Source organism: Coxiella endosymbiont of Amblyomma nuttalli (genome assembly GCF_018107685.1).
GTDB lineage: Bacteria > Pseudomonadota > Gammaproteobacteria > Coxiellales > Coxiellaceae > Coxiella.
Genome location: NZ_CP064834.1, coordinates 1 through 19,210 on the forward strand (window position 1 = coordinate 1; position 19,210 = coordinate 19,210).

A 19,210-nucleotide genomic window follows, 5' to 3' on the forward strand; every position below is an offset into this window, starting at 1 on the left:
ATGTCGGTATCAGTATTATTGTGGGACAAATGTCTTGGTTATTTACGCGACGAAATTCCATCGCAACAATACAATACGTGGATTCTTCTCTTGCATGCTATTGAATCCAAAAAAAATAGATTATTATCACTCACACCTAATCGATTTGTTCTAGATTGGATTAATGAACGGTTTTTAATCCGAATCAAAGAACTGTTGGATGAATTATCGGATACCCTAACGAAAATAGAATTACAGATCGGTAGTAAATCAACCGTTGAAATTGAATATATACCCGGAGAGATCACTAGAAAAATGACTACTACGACTGTAGTAGCATATCCTCAAACTAACATCAATAGTGGCTTCATTTTCAATACCTTTGTGGAAGGGAAATCTAATCAATTAGCACGCGCCGCAGCTATTCAAGTTGTTGAAAATCCAGGACAAGCCTACAATTCGTTATTTGTTTATGGTGGGGTAGAATTAGGAAAAACTCACTTAATGCATGCAGTAGGTAATACTGTTTTACAGAAAAATCCTAGCATGAAAATCCTATATTTACATTCCGAACGTTTCGTAGCTGATATGATCAAAGCGTTGCAACATAATATGATGGATGAATGCAAACGCTTTTATCGATTCATCAATATATTACTCATCGATGATATTCAATTCTTTGCAGAGAAGAGTCGCCCTCAGGAAGAATTTTTTCATACTTTTAATGCCTTATTGGATAATCAACAGCAAATTATTTTAACTTATAATCGTTATCCAAAAGAAATTAATAGATTAGAGGAGCGTCTACAGTCTCGATTTGGCTGGAGATTGATGGTGACCATGAAGCCACCTGATCTAGAAACACGTGTTACTATTTTGATGGCAAAAGCAGATCAATTAAACGTGCATATTCCTCACGAGATTGCTTGCTTTGTTGCTAAACACATTCAGTCCAATAACGTCCGAGAACTCGAAGGTGCTTTAAAGCAAGTAATTGCTAATACTCACTTTATAGGACAGCTGATAACCATTGCATTTACAAAAAATGCATTGAAAGACTTACTTACACTTCAAGCGCGATCGGTTACTATTGAAAATATTCAAAAAACAGTAGCTGAATATTATAAAATCAAAGGATCTGACTTATTAGCCAAACGACACAGTCGTTCAATCACACAACCTCGTCAGATTGCTATGGAACTAGCTAAAGAACTTCTTACTAATCGTAGTATTTCTGAAATATCGGTGATGCCTTTGGTGGCCGAGATCATACCACTGTTTTACATGCTTGTCGTAAAGTCAAGGTGCTTGCTACATCGCTTGATATTTTGGAAGATTACAAGAACTTGGTACGTATCTTGTCTGCCTAACTGAAATTTGGTAATTAAGAAGGTACGCCTATGAAACTCAATCTGATCCGTGAAACATTATTAAGGCCTTTGCAATTAGTCATCGGTGTTGTGGAACGTAAACAAACTATACCAATTCTTTCAAATGTTTTACTTTCCACAGAAAAAAATACACTTTCAATCACAGGCACTGATCTTGAAGTAGAACTGATTGGGCAAATACAGCTAGAAAAAGATGATGAAGTAGATCAACTCAAATTAACCATTCCTGGCCGAAAATTAATGGATGTTTGTCGAGCACTTCCTAAAAATGCACTAATTGAATTGTATCGTGATAAAGGAAAAATCATTCTTCGTTCAGGGTTCAGTCGATTTACGTTGTCTACTTTGCCAGCAGAAGATTTTCCGAGTGTAGAAAGACGTGAGACATATCTAAAATTAATGATTTCTCAGCATCAATTTCATCGCTTGTTACAACGAACAGCTTTTGCTATGGCACAGCAGGATGTTCGTTATTATTTAAATGGCTTATTATTTGAAACTTATCCAACCCAATTACGTGCTATTGCCACCGATGGACATCGCCTTTCAGCTAATGTATTAAACATCGAAACTAACATTGAACATCGCCTACAAATTATTATTCCCCGTAAGGGTGTGATTGAGTTATTGCGCTTACTAGCAGATAATGATGATCCAGCAATGCTTAAAATTGGGGATAATCATATTTGTGTTTCTACCAAGGATTTTACTTTTACCTCAAAACTCATTGAGGGCCGATTTCCCGATTGTGAGCGAGTCATTCCAAAAGGTGGTAACAAGCAAGTCGTCATTGATAGAAATATCTTAAAACAAGCACTTATTCGCACAGCTGTTCTTTGTAATGAAAAATTTAAAGGAATTCGCTTTGAATTTCGACAAAACTTATTACGTATTCTGGCGACTAACCACCAGCAGGAAACAGCAGAAGAAAAAGTAAAAATTGATTATGCTAAGGAGGATTTGAATATAGGATTTAATGTAAACTATCTCTTAGATGTTTTAAATACTATTTCTTCTTCAGGCAATATAACACTGACCTTTTCCAACCCAGATAGTAGCGTTTTAATTCAAGAATCAGAAAATCAAACTGACAGCGCTTTTGTTGTTATGCCTATGCGATTATAATGGAATGCCATATATTACTTCGATAAAAATCCATCAATTTCGAAACTTGTCTGCGGTTGATATTACTATCGCCTCACGCTTTAATTTTTTCTTCGGTCACAATGGGGCTGGAAAAACCAGTTTATTGGAGGCAATTTATTATCTAGGTGTGGGGCGCTCCTTTCGTACCCATTTACCTCAGTGTTTAATCCAAGACTCTACGGATAGCTTTTCTGTCTTTATTGAGATTAATGAAGGTAAGCAGTCTACTCCCCTTGGAGTAGAACGTCACAAACAGGGAGGTAGACGTCTAAAAATAAATGGTGAGGTGATCTCCGATTGGTCAATTTTGGCAAAACGATTACCACTATGTATTTTAAGTACTATGAGCCATCAATTTTTATCAGATGGACCGAAAGTACGACGTCAATTTCTTGATTGGATATTGTTCCATGCGGAACCTACCTTTTTTCCTACCTGGAAACGTATTCAAAGAATTTTGAAACAACGTAATGCGGCACTTAAAGCACAATTATCGTTAGAAGAAATTACCTACTTGGATGAAGTACTGACTCAAAATGCCGAGTACATCGATAAACTTCGGAAAAAGATCACGTCAGAATTCAATCATCTTTTTCAGGAAATTCTCCAACATTTCTTACCTGAACATACTCTCATTCTGCATTATTATCGCGGTTGGAGCGAAGGAAACACTCTTACTAAACTCCTTACTACTCATTTAAAGCTGGACCTACAGCGGGGTTATACACAAATAGGTCCACAGCGTGCTGATTTTTGCTTTTCTATCCGTTCTCTACCGGTTCAAGATATCTTATCTCAAGGACAGCAAAAATTGGTTACTTACGCCCTTCATATCACACAAGGTCTCCTGCTTAAAGAAAGGACATCACTTAGTCCTATTTATTTAATCGATGACTTAATTGCAGAACTAGACGTTGATAAACGCGAATGTGTCGTTAGTTTATTGGCCAAATTACAATCACAAGTGTTCGTTACTGGAATTAACCATTTTGACCTGGATATACCCCCTAACACATCAATGTTCCACGTAAAACGTGGGTCGATCTCCATAACTTGAATAAATATGCCGCCTATAATAGTTGACGAATCTAAAAAAACTATTAAATGTTTAACGTGTATTCAACTTAGTGAAATATATATTCGGTGAACAGCTTGGTGAATATTCTAGCAGATGTATTCAACTGTGATACAATGAGACACATTCCAAGAACCGAACTTACAAGATATTAAGAATTACTAGCACGGAGTAATAATTCATGAGTACATCACAAAAATATGACTCCTCAACTATTAAAGTTCTTAAAGGTCTTGATGCGGTTCGTAAACGTCCCGGTATGTATATCGGCGATACAAGCGATGGTTCTGGTTTACATCACATGGTATTTGAGGTCGTTGATAATTCGATCGACGAGGCACTCGCGGGGTTTTGTACACGTATTTGGGTTATCATCCATACCAATGGCTTCGTAACTATACGAGATAACGGACGAGGGATTCCCACAGACATCCATCCAGAAGAATATCGCTCTGCCGCAGAGGTTATTATGACAGTTCTTCATGCTGGTGGGAAGTTCGACAAAAATGCCTACAAAGTATCAGGTGGTTTACATGGTGTGGGAGTCTCAGTTGTCAATGCCTTATCGGAAGAGCTTCATATGACTATCCATCAAAATGGCAACATGTATTCACAATCCTATAAGATGGGATGTCCTCAAGCGCCATTAGCGATTATAGGTAAATCGGATAAAATCGGGACAGAAATTCGGTTTAAACCAAGCGTTGAGATTTTCAATGATACTGAGTTCCATTATGACATCTTAGCTAAGCGCTTAAGAGAGCTTGCCTTTTTAAACTCAGGAGTTCGAATTGAATTGTTGGACGAACGTTCAGGAAAAAGTGACGTTTTTGAATATAAGGGTGGTATTAAAGCGTTTGTTCAGTACTTAAATAAGAAAAAAACTCCTATCAACCAAGATGTTTTTCATTTTTCTATCGAAAGCAAAGACATTGTTGTTGAAGTAGCGATGCAATGGAACGACGGTTTTCAGGAAACGGTCTTTTGTTTTACTAATAACATTCCTCAAAGCGATGGCGGTACTCACTTAGCGGGATTTCGTACTGCGCTAACACGTACACTTAATAATTATATTGAACAGGAAGGATTAGTTAAAAAAAATAAAGTGATTATAAGCGGTGATGATACGCGCGAGGGTTTAACGACGGTACTCTCTATCAAAGTACCTGATCCTAAATTTTCGTCACAAACAAAAAGCAAACTAGTCTCTTCCGAAGTGAGACCTGTTATAGAAACCGTAGTTGCCGAAAAATTACGTGATTATTTATTAGAAAATCCAAAGCAAGCAAAACTCATTGCAGTGAAAATCATCGATGCTGCTCGCGCAAGAATAGCAGCGCGCAAAGCACGCGACATGACGCGTCAAAAGCACATGTTTGATCTAGGAAGACTACCTGGAAAGCTTACTGATTGTCAAGAAAAAGACCCTGCACTTTGTGAATTATTCCTGGTTGAGGGTGACTCTGCTGGCGGTTCCGCAAAACAAGCGCGCTCTCGTCGCTATCAAGCGATTTTACCGCTGAAAGGTAAAATTTTAAACGTTGAAAAAGCTCGATTCGAAAAAATGTTATCTTCCAATGAGGTGCGCACCTTAATCACAGCTCTCGGCTGTGGAATTGGTCGAGAAGAATACAATCCAGATAAACTTCGTTACTATCGTATTATTATCATGACTGATGCAGATGTTGACGGCTCACACATTCGCACTCTTTTACTCACCTTTTTTTACCGTCAAATGCCAGAATTAATTGAACGCGGTCATATTTATATTGCACAGCCCCCTTTATATAGGGTCAAAAAGAATAAACAAGAACAATACGTAAAAGATGATTCTTCTTTAGACGCTTGGTTGCTGAAAATCATACTTGAAGATGTGAAGTTGTATCCCAATCCAGAAGCACCAGCAATCAAAAAATCTACTTTAGAAGATTTAGCTTCTCATTACCGTTTGGCTATGCGAGGTATCAACAGATTAAGTAAACAACATCCTAATGAAGTGCTTGCACAACTGTTACATATCCCCACATTGACTGTAGAAGATTTAAATAATGAAAAAAAAGTAGGTGAATGGGCGAAACATCTTGAAAAGCGATTAATTCAATCAAATGCCGAAAATAACAGACATTACCGTATTAACATTCAAAAAGACGAAGAATGTGAGTGGTATTTTCCCGTTGCAACTATCATCAGCCACGGAGTTAAGCATAGTTACACTTTTCGTCAAGACTTCTTTAGTTGCACCGATTATCGTCATCTTATTGAATTGTATAAAAAGATTTCCGGTTTGATTGAAGAAGGTGCATACATAACGCGTAACGGCAAACGTCGTATTATTAATAATTTTGGAGAAGCCTTAGACTGGTTAGTCATAGAAGGTAAAAAAGGATTGACTATTCAACGTTATAAAGGCTTAGGTGAAATGAACCCAGAACAACTATGGGATACTACTATGAATCCAAAAAGTCGTCGACTTCTATCCGTAAGCATTGAAGATACTGTTATCGCCGATGAAATTTTTACTACTTTGATGGGTGATCAAGTTGAGCCTCGTCGCATTTTTATTGAACAAAACGCGTTAGCCGCCGAAAATCTAGACTTTTAGATATAGCTATAATTAATTTAATTGTTTGAATTTTTCATCTTTTGACTATCTGTTTTAGGACCAATAATCAGTTTAGGAGTTTAGAATTTAATGGCATTAGTACCATTAGGTAACGCACTTTATGGAATGTAGTATTTTATGAAAAAGAGAAACTAACTTATATGTTCACTACTTAACACTTTCTGTCGTTCGACAAGAACTGAAAATATACATAAGGTACAATATATATGCGCATCGTAGTATACATACCATACCAATTTCCATGATTAATGGTAACGGGGTACAATTTATCAGTTGCTGAAAGCATTATATGTTCCCAGATTAAAGATAAGCAATCCTACACAGCTTACACACTAAGCCTCGCGCTGATCTAAATAATTTTTAATCATTATTTCACTTTAATTGATCACATCCACTGACAAAATATCTTGAAAATATTTTCAGGCTGGGTATGCGTTTTAAGTATTATTCTTAACATCGTGTGATAAAATTCACAAATGCACCAAACTTACTATGATGTGCGCTGATAATTTAGTTATTTTATCTAATTGCAGGCTTATTTAACCTATTTGAATAGATAATACGAAAAGATATAGAGAGAAAACATCTTCTTAAAATGGTTATACATAATAAAAATAGTAAGAAGGTACGGCTACCGTTTGCTTACAATAGACGACCTTTGGTCTTTCATAGTATGCATAATTTATGGATATACCTCCCATATAGATTGGTATCAGCAAACATCAGCATGAAAATCTACGTTGTATCTTACAAATACTTCAATCTTGCAATCACGCAATACAAGGAAATATAGTTTCGATTAGCAAAAATTCTTGCTTGGATGGGGTATTTCTTATGATTATTGTACACAATGCTTTAGTTGTTCTCCTTAAATATAGTAAGGTCGCTCTTCTCTATGAGCTGCATAATAATTTATCATCATCGGATGGTGTGTATGGTTAAAAACATTTTTCTATATTGTATTTTATAAACAATAAACAGCATCTGCTCTGAAAATTATTTCAGGATAATCACTGTTAAAGTTAAATCGGAGTTATTCAGAAGTCACAGATTGCTATTAGGAAAAATCAGTAAAAGTTTCTAAATTTTATTTTTATCCAGTATAAAGATCTATAGCGAACGACGTAAAAATAGATTATATGACAAAGCGCCCGTTGCTCTTCTTCGATAAATTGTCCAATTTTCAGGTACCGGTAAAGGTTTCAAATCCTTTTCAACTTCTACATAAATGAAAGCATGATCTGACATTATTTGTATTTTTTCCAACCATTCTCCTGCCTTTCGAATAAAACCTTGACGAAAAGGAGGATCAAGAAAAATAATATCGAAAGAAATATTCTTTTTTAATAGTGGGAAATCAAATAAACATGCATTACGGATAAATTCAACATTAATGGCTTTTAAAATAGCTGCATTTTTTCTCAATGCGTTGATAATTTGATCAGAATGATCAATAAAAGTTACATGAGTTGCACCTCGTGACAATGCTTCAAATCCAAAAGCACCACTGCCTGCAAATAAGTCCAAACAATTTGCACCAACAATATAAGGCATCAACCAGTTAAATACAGTTTCACGAACACGATTACCAGTTGGGCGTAAATTAGAAACCTCAGGAAAAACCAGACCTCGGCCACGCCATTTTCCACCGATAATACGAACTTTTCCTTGTAATCGTTTAGACATAAACACTAATATTCTGGCTTCACATTACGTAATACACAAACTACAAGTCCTACTAATAACAGCTATGTTTTTAAATCTTTTGTCTAAAGATGGTCATTATCTGTTGCGATCAATGACTTTCATTTTATCATGGTAGCTCAGATAGTTTCCAGTCGGTTTCTTAATTTAAAGCGATATTATCTTAACTAATACGTTATCTGTATTTATAAACAATTTTAGAGAACATGTTCCATCTCCGATAAGATTGTTTCCCTTCCGATAGTTGAATCTACATAAGTTCTTAAGTAATTAAATTTATAAACCATCATCATGATGAATACTACTTATCTGACTCAACAATAGAGAAAATTCTTTAAGGATAATCCACCTAACTATTCGATTTCCGAGAACAAGAAAAAATCGGAGTGATGTTAATTATTCTAACAATCATAAATTACAGAATGGTATTCTACTTAGTACTTACTAGGCCGAAAATAGTGTGTATTGATACAAAACTTTCTGATACTAAATAATAAAAACCACAATTTTATCTTGCCAGGCAGACAATAATGCGATGGTTTTGTTGACAGCTTTCTCTTTATCGCGAGCTAAAATAAATCATCATAACCTATAAATGCCATCATTGACAAAATATCTTTATTTCATCTGTCGCTAAAACGATTTTAGATAATTGCTTGTTATAATTAAAATGAGGTTTGTCGCTTTATCAAATGAGATCGTCGACATTCCAATGATAGTTAAACTTCCACAAATCTGTCTAAAGCAGGTTCTAGTAATTTAATCACTGTTACTTAAAGACGCAAACCTACTGCTGTCATATATCTCGGACTTATTGATACCACATTGAGAGTTTATCTGATTATACTCGGTCACAAGTAATTGTCGTTACTTATATCGTATCTTCAACTAACAAAGAATTCACTCATGATGTTAATCCCCATTTATTTTAATTATCGAAGAGCAGGTAAAGCATACTACTCAAGATATCAACCACCGGAACTTGATCGGGAATACAGTGACATGAACGAAAATTAAATATTTGCTTCATTAATCAGACTTAATCACATAAATGTTATAAAATTTTATAACTAGCACACTACTGTATCGTTATCATGAATAGAAAAGGGAACGGATAAATCCATGACAGTAATTCATTTTAGTGACAACGATTGGCGATCTAAAATAAGCTAGCACTTATTAATGTATCAATAATAGCCGAAGAATAGATTAACTAATTGTTTCTTTGAAAAAGTTCAGTTTTTAATAGTTTTTTTACCATTTAGTTTTTCTTATGCAATCCATAATCAACTAATAGATTCAGAACATTTAAATGCACGGTTTAATTAACAGGTGAATCCTATGTAAATGCCCCATAATAGATTTGTTTTCTACACGTTTGGTTTACGCGCGGGGATCTAATCAAACAACCTAACTACTGTGCAATTGATTAAGCATATAACCAGGTACTATAGTCGCTTGCTGCTTTTTCTACGAAAATTAAATGCCAACAAAACCGTGAGCTCTGCACTGTATTTCAACGAGGTATATACATGATGTATATAGTGATCTACCTTAGTTATTGCGCGAGCGAAAAAGTGTTTAATGTCTCATCATAAGATCTTGGAACTAACTAATGTCTATATTATTTCTAGCTTATTTCTAGCGGGAGAAATTTCTATACATTTCTATATCTTAATAAGATGTTATCCAAGGAAGTAACCTCAATTTAATTGGTCAAAAATTTTTACAAACGCATAGTTTTAATTTTAGTTTCGACATCCCTCATTATCACTACAATTGAAATTACAACCAGCATGGATATTAACCCTGTATATCTTGCGTACCACCTATACATTCAAGATCTGTCGTATTGATGATCTAAGAAGGTATTGATAAACACTGTTCCACAGTGTCCATAAGTTCTAACATATAGGCTATTGGCAAAATATGTGCACCGTCTCCCTATATAAAACTTAACTCTTTGTATTATAAAATTTTTTAATCAATTTTTTCTATAAAGCACGCGAAATATCCGTGATTCTATCATGCTCATTATAAACTCATTACAACCGTGTTCGACAACCTCTTTAACAATGAATTAAGACTATTAGTCAGTTGCGACTCATGAACACGTACTGGCCCTAATGGGAAAAATAACTTACTAAATAATTTCAAGTATGTAGTATAATTGTAAATACTACTCAAATCCACCAGACGATGTTAAAATAAAATGATTTTTAACAGGCGTTGACTATGTTCGATTTTTCAAAATCCAAGCGTCGGTCTATAGAAAACGATGTCAGGTCTTCACAGCCAAAAAAAAAGTGGTTTTCTCGTCTCAATGAGAGCCTAAGGCGAACTCGCAGACGGCTCACTGACAGTCTCAGTCACCTGATGCTTGGAAAAAAGAACATTGATGTTGATTTACTAGATAAATTAGAAACAATTCTTTTAACTGCCGATATGGGTATGGAAGCAAGCCAATCTATTCTTAAAAAATTATCGCAGCAAGTTGCTCGTAAATCTTTTTCCAGTCCAACTGCTTTAATAAGCAGTTTAAAAACAGAATTACTAACTATCTTGAAACCCTACCAAAATCCGCTCAATATTAATCAATCACCGTTTGTCATTTTAGTAGTAGGAGTTAACGGTGTTGGTAAAACAACCACTGTTGCAAAATTAGCTCATTTTTATCAATTACAAAACAGACGTGTCGTTCTAGCTGCTGGGGATACTTTTCGCGCAGCTGCTATTGAGCAATTGCAAGCTTTTGGTGGACGTAGTCAAATACCGGTTATCGCACAGCACCCCGGTGCAGACAGTGCTTCTGTAATTTACGATGCAATGGAAGCGGCAACGGCAAGAAATTATGATATTTTAATTGCTGATACAGCAGGTCGCCTGCATACTCAATCTCATCTGATGCAAGAATTAAAAAAAATAAAGTACGTCATAAAGAAAATAAATTTTGCAGCACCACATGAAACTTTATTGATAATCGATGCAGGAACGGGGCAAAATGCAATTAACCAAGCAGAGCAATTTAATGAACATATTGGTTTGAGCGGTATTGCTCTTACAAAATTAGACGGAACCGCTAAAGGCGGAATTATTTTCGCTATCGCAAAAAAAATGCAATTACCCATTCGATTTATTGGTATCGGTGAACAGATTGATGATTTCAAGGCTTTTGATGCAGAGGAATTTATCACCGCCCTATTACAATAAAGGCACACTTAATAATGCTTCAACTCTTATTAAAGAAGCTCGTAACAAAGGATTACCTGTATTGGTTGATCCAAAAGCTACTGATTTCACTCGCTATGAGGGAGCTACTCTTTTAACGCCTAATTTAAAAGAATTTGAAGCAGTGACAGGTTGTTGTAAAACAGAACAAGAAATTGAGTCTAAAGCGCGTGTCCTTATTCAACGACACCATTTTGAAGCTATCCTCATTACACGTGGCACGCATGGAATGCTTTTAATCCAGAAAGACAAAGCAGCCGTTAATTTAACGGCATATACCCGAGAAGTGTACGATGTGACTGGAGCAGGTGATACCGTGATCTCAGTCATAGCAGCCTCACTAGCGGCAGGCTGTGATTGGGTGCAAGCAGTGACGTTGGCTAATATAGCAGCAGGATTGGTAGTTCGCAAGCTCGGGACTGCAACAATCACCGTGCCAGAGTTGCAACGCGCCTTGTATCAAATTGCTGGTTTGCATGTTGGTGTATTGACAGAAAAAGAGTTGTTATTGGTTGTTGCAGATTTGGAAAACTTTAAAAGAAAATGTATCACTCAAATATGTAATCGCTATTTAATTCAGAATTGGAACAATTGATCCCAATACAAGAAAATTTTGATTCTCAAGTCAATAGGTGTAACACAAATTTTTATCCGTCATTCTCTTTGAATATGTCAATCAAAGATTTTACAATTCTTACGGATTAATTTGTTGTATAGATGTTTTAGCATAACTTCTCATCAGTTTAATGATCTTTAGCGCTGCTTATACTGCTGCTCATCTTTTGTACAGGTCATGAACTCATCAGTGATCTCTAATTATATAGCTGTATAGAGCACCCAGATTGGCATGAATATTATCTTTTCCGGGTGAGTATTATCTTTTTTGATTCTTAAGTTTTATCTTTATGTGTGTGGTTAATACTTTATCAGAACTTGAACGATCCCTAAAAGTTTATAGATTACGAAATAATCGTTTGTAAAGAAAGCATAATTCGTTAATAGCACAAAAACAATTTTTATTTATCTTACCTAAGATTATCTTTACAGAAAGGTAGTCATTTTAAATTACACTACATTTACAAACTTAATCAGACGGAGTGACTTTCTAATCTAGTTTCTTAGTATACTATCATTAAGATTAACTAATTAAAACATTCTTGAAAAATTTCCGTAGAAAAATTATTGTTATCCTTAATATTAATTTTAATACAAAAATTAAATCAACTGAAAAAGCATCAACGGACTGATCTTTAATAATCTTTTCGGTAAGCTCACCGAGAAGTGCTGTACAAGAAAGTACAACAGTAAATAGAAATCATTTTTTTCAAAACTTATCTCTAAGTAAACACCTTAATTAACCAACAATAGTGCTATACAACACTGTGTTAACTTAATTATTTTATTGCTCTCAATTATTGCTCTAAGATATTCTTTGTAGTGTATAAGTATAAACCTAATCTTCAAAAAATAGGATTATTATGATCACGAACATTGAACAAACGACAAGGAAAGACAACGCGTCGATATTATGTTGACATAAACACTTTAGATGATTAATTAATCAGTAACTTGTGATCCTGTTAACAGCAGGATTGGTTATTGTACTGTCAAAGAAATTCTCTTTAGTATATAACCAAAAACTTCAACGGAGTCTATTTTATCTTTGGTAAAGTCTGACGAATAAGTTACTAGGCTAGATTTGAGATTTAATCTAGCTCTGCTGGTGTTTAGCAAGAAAAGATGTTAGGATTGTCGTCATTGGCAAGTAGCTTTGATGAATTAAGGAGTGTAGCATAAAGACTCATATGAATCAGTTTCTGACATGTGTTGAGGACAGATCGCTGTCTGTTGGAAGTCTGGGTAGTTATATTAGCTGGGTTAACCGCATCCCATTGCTAAGCGCGAAGGAAGAACGAGAGTTAGCCATTAAATTTAAAAAAAATAATGAACTAGAATCAGCCAGAAAACTGGTACTCTCTCATCTACGATTTGTAGTTCGGATTGCCCGCGGTTATTCGGGTTATGGACTACCTCAAGCTGATCTCATTCAAGAGGGTAACATTGGTCTTATGAAAGCAGTAAAGCGCTTCGATCCAAAAGTGGGTGTTCGCTTGGTGTCTTTCGCCGTACATTGGATTCGAGCAGAAATTCATGAATTTATTCTTCGCAATTGGCGAATCGTCAAAGTCGCTACTACGAAAGCGCAACGTAAGCTTTTTTTCAATTTGCGGAAGCATGCTAAAAAGCGTGGTTGGTTTAGTGAACAGGAAGCCCAAGCACTTGCCGAAACGTTGCATGTGAATACTAAAGATGTACGCCAAATGGAAGAAAGATTAAACAGTCATGACGAGGCTTTCGATGGAAGCGATGATGATAACGATGAAGGCCATACTAGCAGCGGTGTGGTGGCAGCACCAGCTCATTATCTCCAAGATAAACATCATAATCCTGCTCTGCAACTAGAACAAAGCGATTGGTCATACGATCAAGAACAACTCTTACACAGTGCTATTCAAACACTAGATGAACGGAGTCAAGACATTCTATATCAACGCTGGTTAAATGAAAAAAAATTAACACTTCATGAATTGGCGGAAAAATACGACATTTCTGCTGAGCGCATTCGTCAACTCGAAAAGAATGCTATGCAAAAAATTCGAGAGACAATGGCAACATAACTGACAAACAGGATGTGACCATGAGACAGCGCTTTACTGTTATTACCCCACTATCTTTGACGGGTGTTTATGGTTCTGTTAACAAGCCGTCCGGTGCTGTCCAGCGCTTCGATCCAACGACTGAGAGAAATTTGTACAATATTCATGATTACTTTATTAAAATGCCTAAAATATTAGAGCCTAAAATATTAGACGCTGTTCAAGCCTTACAAAAGCCAAATATGAACACCAGCAAGAGTAATGTGCACAAGTTGTGCAATGTGTGACCCAAAACTTTTATTTATCATAGGAAACAAGATTAAATGTAATACTACCTAGCTAATTTTGATTATCAACAAAAACATTACAAAAACCATGAATCAAACTATCCAAAATCTTTTGAAGCAAAGAAAATATTTTTGTATCTTCTTTAGAGTACTGCCTATTTTTAACAGACAATCACGATTAGCTGTTAGAGCGTCATCGGTAGTCATAAGGCAAGAAAATATTATGTTTTCTATGAGTCATCACTATGTAATACCAAGAATTCTATTGATAAATGGTGCAGTCTTCAAAGTCAGGTTTACAGTTAATCAAACAGTGGAATTAATTATGATATGAACGATCCTACTATCCAAAAACAATTTCGCGATAATTGTCGATTAGCACAACCATGACACTAGTTAACACATCAGCGTCGTCATGTGGTGATAAAGTGTCAGTTGATTTTCACTAACTAATTTTCACTTCATGCTAAATGAAATCTTAGTGTAATTAGTCAGATAGTGAAACAGTTCAGGTCGTTAGTCATTTTTGAAGTAAGAATTTGGCAAGACAGATTGAGCGGACGGTCGTAATTCATTATTATCTCGGATTTTACATGAACCTGTACCCATTAAACTTCCAAACAATGATCCTTACTCTATGTCAATATTGGTCTAACCAAGGGTGTCTTTTACTTCAGCCCTTTGATATGGAAATAGGCGCTGGTACTTTTCATCCAGCCACTTTTTTACGAGCGATTGGTCCTGAACCCTGGTGTACCGCTTATGTTCAGCCTTCACGTCGCCCTACCGATGGTCGATATGGAAATAATCCCAATCGCACACAATATTACTACCAATACCAAGTTATGCTAAAACCGTCCCCAGATAACATTCAGGAAGTTTATCTCGGCTCCTTAAAGGCTTTAGGAATTGACCCTCTCGTTCACGATATTCGTTTTGTTGAAGATAATTGGGAAGCACCAACGTTGGGCTCTTGGGGAGTTGGTTGGGAAGTATGGCAAAATGGGATGGAAATTACTCAATTTACCTATTTTCAACAAGTTGGTGGTTTAGCATGTCATCCAGTGAGCGGTGAAATTACCTATGGCTTAGAACGGTTGGCTATGTTTCTGCAACAAATAGATAATATGTTCGATCTCATTTGGACCGAAAACCAAGATGGTAACATTACCTATGGGGATGTCTTTTACCAAAATGAAATTGAAATGTCGGCCTATAATTTTGAATACGCCGACGTGGATACTCTGTTTAAACATTTTGATTTCTACGAAAAAGAAGCGCTACGTTTAATTGAAGTCAGATTACCCTTAGTTGCTTATGAAATGGTATTGAAAACTTCTCACATATTTAACTTATTAGATGCCCGCCAAGCCATTTCAGTGATGGAACGTCAACGTTTTATGTTACGCGTGAGAAAATTAGCACATAGTGTCGCAAACACATATTATTCCACGCGAAAGAAACTAGGATTTCCACTATTAAAAAAGAGGGGAATTACTTAATGGTCACACAAGATTTTTTATTTGAAATTGGTTGTGAAGAATTACCGTCGTGTATACTGAATAAATTATCAAACTCATTATCTCATAATATTCAAACACAGCTTGAAAAAGCAGCATTATCGTTTGAGACTTTATTTTCCTTCGCAACACCTTGTCGTTTAGCAGTATTAATAAATGGTCTCGCAACAGAGCAGTCTCCACGTGTCATTCAACGACAAGGTCCTAACGTAAAAGCTGCTTTTAAAAAAGATGGTACTCCCACATTGGCGTGTTTGGGTTTTGCACGATCTTGTGGAATTTCGACTGATCAGCTTCACATAAAAGAAACAAAAAAAGGTAGTTTTGTATATTGCTATATTACACAATCAGGTCAATCAACTAAAAAATTATTGCCTGAGATCATTCAAACGGCTATTAAGCAATTACCCATTTTAAAAGGTATGCGCTGGGGAGTTCATACAGAACCTTTTGTTCGCCCTGTTCGTTGGGCTGTAATGATTTTTGGGAACAGTGTTATTCCAGCCATTATATTTGGTCAGATAACTTCTGATAAAACACGAGGTCACCATTTTCATTGTCCTGAACGCATAATAATCAGTAAACCCAATGATTATCAGCAAATATTATTAACACATGGTATGGTAATTGCTGACTTTGAAAAACGATTTGAAAAAACTCGGATTTTAATTCAAAAGGTAGCCGCTATTAAAGGACAAGCCATCATTGATAAAGATTTATTAACGGAAGTCACCGGTATGGTCGAATGGCCTGTTGCCTTGTTGGGGCATTTTAAAGAAAAATTTTTGGGACTCCCACCGGAGGTATTAATCGCTATAATAAAAATGCATCAGCGTTGTTTTCCAATAAAAGATAAAACATGTAACCTACTTCCATATTTTATCTTAGTTAGTAATATTGAAAGCAAAAATCCTAAATGTATAATCGAAGGAAATGAACGCGTTATCAACGCTCGTCTTTCGGATGCTTTGTTTTTTTATAACAACGATCTTGATGTTACCTTAGAAAGTCGACTGCCTAAATTAGCTGGTATTGTTTTTGAGCACCAACTCGGTACACTTGCTGATAAAACAAAACGCATTTCCAGGCTCGCGACTTTTATAGCCAAACAAATTCATATTGATGAACTAGTTGTCCAGCGCGGTAGTCTTCTCTCTAAATGTGATTTAGTTAGTAAGATGGTGTACGAATTTCCGAGTTTACAGGGTATTATGGGCTATCATTATTCACTTCACGATAGAGAATCGGAGAGTCTGGCTAATGCTATCAGAGAGCATTATCAACCCCGCTTTTCTGGTGATGCTTTACCACAAAGTTTGCCAGGCGCTTGTATCGCTCTTGCAGATCGGTTAGATACTATCATCGGAATTATCGGCATCTACAAACTTCCTAAGGGAGATAAAGATCCTTTTGCTTTGCGCCGAGCGGCTATTGGTGTTTTGCGTATTTTAATTGAAAAACGGCTTCCTTTAGATTTATTAAAATTACTTGAAGAAGCAAAAAAAAATGTCGCTATTGAATTACCTAACAAAAAGGTGGTTGATCAATCTTTTGAATTTATTATCGAGCGACTACGTACCTGGTATCTCGAAAAAAATGTGCCGTTACCTGTATTTATAGCAGTCCTGTCTGCACAACCTACACAGCCTTTAGATTTTGACCGGCGTATTAAGGCAGTGCAACATTTTCAAACTCTACCTGAAGCAGATGCGCTTTCAGCTGCTAATAAACGTGTCAGTAATATTCTAAAAAAACAACCTAGTGAGGAAAAATTAAAATTGATCGATGATTCTCTATTCGATTCCGATGCTGAACGCATGCTTGCTAAAGCATTAAAAGTACGCGCTAAGTCCGTTAATAATTTATATAGACAAGCAAACTACTCAAAAGCATTGAATGAATTAGCGTCTCTTAGAGAGCCAATCGATGCTTTTTTTAATGAAGTTATAGTTATGACGAATGACGAGAAAAAGCGCAACAATCGTTTCGCATTACTTTTATTGCTGCGAAAACTTTTCACTCAGATTGCAGATATTTCTTTATTATCATGAATATCATGTCAAAATTATTACTTTATAGGTTATTCATAGATTATTCGAAAATATGAGCAAATTAAATGAGAACAAGGGAATTCTCTCGTATAAAGAACTACATGCGATGTCCCTTTAATCAAAGTCCACCACTAAGAAATTAGTTTACTTCCCATTATAACTTTATAAATCTTATAAAATATAAATACTATAACTTATTTCACTGACTTTTAGTTGGTTTTTATTAATGAAATACATACTCCGTTAACTCATAATCAATTCACATTGCCGCTTAAAAACTATTACAGCTATCAAAAGTCCAAAAAGGCATGTAAAGGTTTAAACAATTAAATCTAAGTTACCATCAAAATTGCTGCAGTTTACCGCTGCTGAGGTAACAAAATCAACCAGTAGTCAAAATAGTAAATAAGACTGGTATCCTTCTGCTAGATGCGCTCAATTCATTAATCAGCGCTGGTATACCTAAAATGAGTGCATTAATTAATATTACACAAACGAATGTTCTATCTTAGGCAACATAAACAACAATTATGTCTTAACTCACTTGCTATTGTTTCGTTTCAATAAAAAGATTATTGAATCTTTCTAAATTAACGGTGCTATTCTCTTAAATTTAATTTTACTAAAGAAAAACAGATATAGATTTTTGTGTTGTTCGACTTAAGAAAAACGCTGCTACTTAAGAAGTCGAACTACTAATCATCATATTTTCTACATATAAAATAGCATCTGCTGTGGAGTCTAATAATGGTAAGAACGGAAAGCCACTTTTCCACTTTCATAAGTAGCAATGGCGTCCATTACGGCTCTAATAAACAAATTATGGTTCTCTATAATAATAAACAAAGAATGTCAGAGGGTTTAGATTATCTTTAAATCTAGCTTTAGATGAAAAATAATTAAGATATTTCCTTATTTGAATATTACTGTTTTTTTATAAATAAAGAACGCGTTGTAAAGTGTAACCAAATTAATATCAGAAGAGCTTAATCCATCCCAATATACACAATCCATGATCATCATTGGCTGCTGACTAAGCAGCTATTGGAATTAATTTGCATAAGTGAATGAGAAAAAGAAATATTTGTCCTCATTACACCATAAAGCAGAATAAAAAAATAACAAATTTTTAGATCCTTATCTATAAATAACTTACGATTACAATTCATTAGTCGATAGTTTGTATTTTAGTTTCTGAAAAATCTCTATGTAAATAGAGTAGTTGTTTTAAATAACATTGAGATCAGTTCATGCTGGTTTTTCTAGTAGTTATATAATGGTTGTACAATATCCCTATATGTACGATAGTTATTTTAGAACATTAGAAACTATTCATAGAAGTTTTTTAAGCGGCCAAAATTGCTAACTATAAATTCATATCAATTTACAAAAGAGTAATGCCAAAATTTAGAAAAAATTATTGTTGATCGAAAGTATATATTATTTATACATTGTTGTTTAACAAGCTTGAATTAATTTCAATAGATGTGAGTGTTGTTATTTGGTTTTATGTACAAAATAGATTGACTAGTTATTATCATTATCACAA

General features: G+C 35.2%; 9 protein-coding genes and 2 pseudogenes. 10 read left to right on the forward strand and 1 reads right to left on the reverse strand.

What is annotated here, in order from left to right; all coding sequences use genetic code 11:
• The 4 genes and pseudogenes from dnaA to gyrB all read left to right on the forward strand — a co-directional run bounded on the left by dnaA (nt 1) and on the right by gyrB (nt 6,193).
• Nucleotides 1-1,349 (forward strand): annotated as a pseudogene (dnaA, locus tag CEAn_RS00005) (chromosomal replication initiator protein DnaA).
• A 30-nt stretch (nt 1,350-1,379) separates the two neighbouring features.
• On the forward strand, nt 1,380-2,495 hold the full coding sequence (gene dnaN / locus CEAn_RS00010) for a DNA polymerase III subunit beta (protein WP_211923822.1): 1,116 nt from the start codon (nt 1,380-1,382) through the stop codon (nt 2,493-2,495).
• 4 nt (nt 2,496-2,499) lie between these two features.
• The gene (recF, locus tag CEAn_RS00015) at nt 2,500-3,573 is read left to right on the forward strand and encodes a DNA replication/repair protein RecF (protein WP_211923823.1); all 1,074 of its coding nucleotides are present in this window, start codon (nt 2,500-2,502) and stop codon (nt 3,571-3,573) included.
• 199 nt (nt 3,574-3,772) lie between these two features.
• Entirely contained in the window at nt 3,773-6,193 is a 2,421-nt protein-coding gene (gene gyrB / locus CEAn_RS00020) for a DNA topoisomerase (ATP-hydrolyzing) subunit B (protein WP_211923824.1), read from the forward strand.
• Between the two features lie 1,131 nt (nt 6,194-7,324).
• Here the strand turns inward: gyrB and rsmD are convergent.
• Nucleotides 7,325-7,900: a 16S rRNA (guanine(966)-N(2))-methyltransferase RsmD gene (gene rsmD / locus CEAn_RS00025; RefSeq protein WP_211923825.1), complete on the reverse strand. Its 576-nt coding sequence runs from the start codon at nt 7,898-7,900 to the stop codon at nt 7,325-7,327.
• 2,253 nt (nt 7,901-10,153) lie between these two features.
• Here rsmD and ftsY point away from each other — a divergent pair.
• From ftsY to glyS, 6 genes and pseudogenes are all read left to right on the forward strand, one after another.
• Nucleotides 10,154-11,128, forward strand: coding sequence for a signal recognition particle-docking protein FtsY (gene ftsY, locus CEAn_RS00030; protein WP_211923826.1), 975 nt, complete (start codon nt 10,154-10,156; stop codon nt 11,126-11,128).
• A pseudogene (locus tag CEAn_RS00035) lies at nt 11,121-11,669 on the forward strand (PfkB family carbohydrate kinase); the annotation flags it as partial. The gene ftsY and the pseudogene CEAn_RS00035, both read left to right, overlap by 8 nt.
• A 1,282-nt stretch (nt 11,670-12,951) precedes the next feature.
• Nucleotides 12,952-13,824, forward strand: coding sequence for an RNA polymerase sigma factor RpoH (gene rpoH / locus CEAn_RS00040; RefSeq protein ID WP_211923828.1), 873 nt, complete (start codon nt 12,952-12,954; stop codon nt 13,822-13,824).
• A gap of 20 nt (nt 13,825-13,844) precedes the next feature.
• Nucleotides 13,845-14,090: a hypothetical protein gene (locus CEAn_RS00045; protein WP_211923829.1), complete on the forward strand. Its 246-nt coding sequence runs from the start codon at nt 13,845-13,847 to the stop codon at nt 14,088-14,090.
• 593 nt (nt 14,091-14,683) lie between these two features.
• The gene (gene glyQ / locus CEAn_RS00050) at nt 14,684-15,592 is read left to right on the forward strand and encodes a glycine--tRNA ligase subunit alpha (protein ID WP_211923830.1); all 909 of its coding nucleotides are present in this window, start codon (nt 14,684-14,686) and stop codon (nt 15,590-15,592) included.
• Nucleotides 15,592-17,661, forward strand: coding sequence for a glycine--tRNA ligase subunit beta (glyS, locus tag CEAn_RS00055; RefSeq protein ID WP_211923831.1), 2,070 nt, complete (start codon nt 15,592-15,594; stop codon nt 17,659-17,661). Before glyQ ends, glyS begins: the two co-directional genes overlap by 1 nt.
• The last annotated feature ends 1,549 nt before the right edge of the window (nt 17,662-19,210 follow it).

Bases quoted from the DNA above. Each gene is read 5' to 3' on its own strand.
- glyS (WP_211923831.1), top strand. From the start codon at position 15,592: ATGGTCACACAAGATTTTTTATTTGAAATTGGTTGTGAAGAATTACCG.
- ftsY (WP_211923826.1), top strand. From the start codon at position 10,154: ATGTTCGATTTTTCAAAATCCAAGCGTCGGTCTATAGAAAACGATGTC.
- rpoH (WP_211923828.1), top strand. From the start codon at position 12,952: ATGAATCAGTTTCTGACATGTGTTGAGGACAGATCGCTGTCTGTTGGA.
- recF (WP_211923823.1), top strand. From the start codon at position 2,500: ATGCCATATATTACTTCGATAAAAATCCATCAATTTCGAAACTTGTCT.
- gyrB (WP_211923824.1), top strand. From the start codon at position 3,773: ATGAGTACATCACAAAAATATGACTCCTCAACTATTAAAGTTCTTAAA.
- rsmD (WP_211923825.1), bottom strand. From the start codon at position 7,900: ATGTCTAAACGATTACAAGGAAAAGTTCGTATTATCGGTGGAAAATGG.
- glyQ (WP_211923830.1), top strand. From the start codon at position 14,684: ATGAACCTGTACCCATTAAACTTCCAAACAATGATCCTTACTCTATGT.
- CEAn_RS00045 (WP_211923829.1), top strand. From the start codon at position 13,845: ATGAGACAGCGCTTTACTGTTATTACCCCACTATCTTTGACGGGTGTT.
- dnaN (WP_211923822.1), top strand. From the start codon at position 1,380: ATGAAACTCAATCTGATCCGTGAAACATTATTAAGGCCTTTGCAATTA.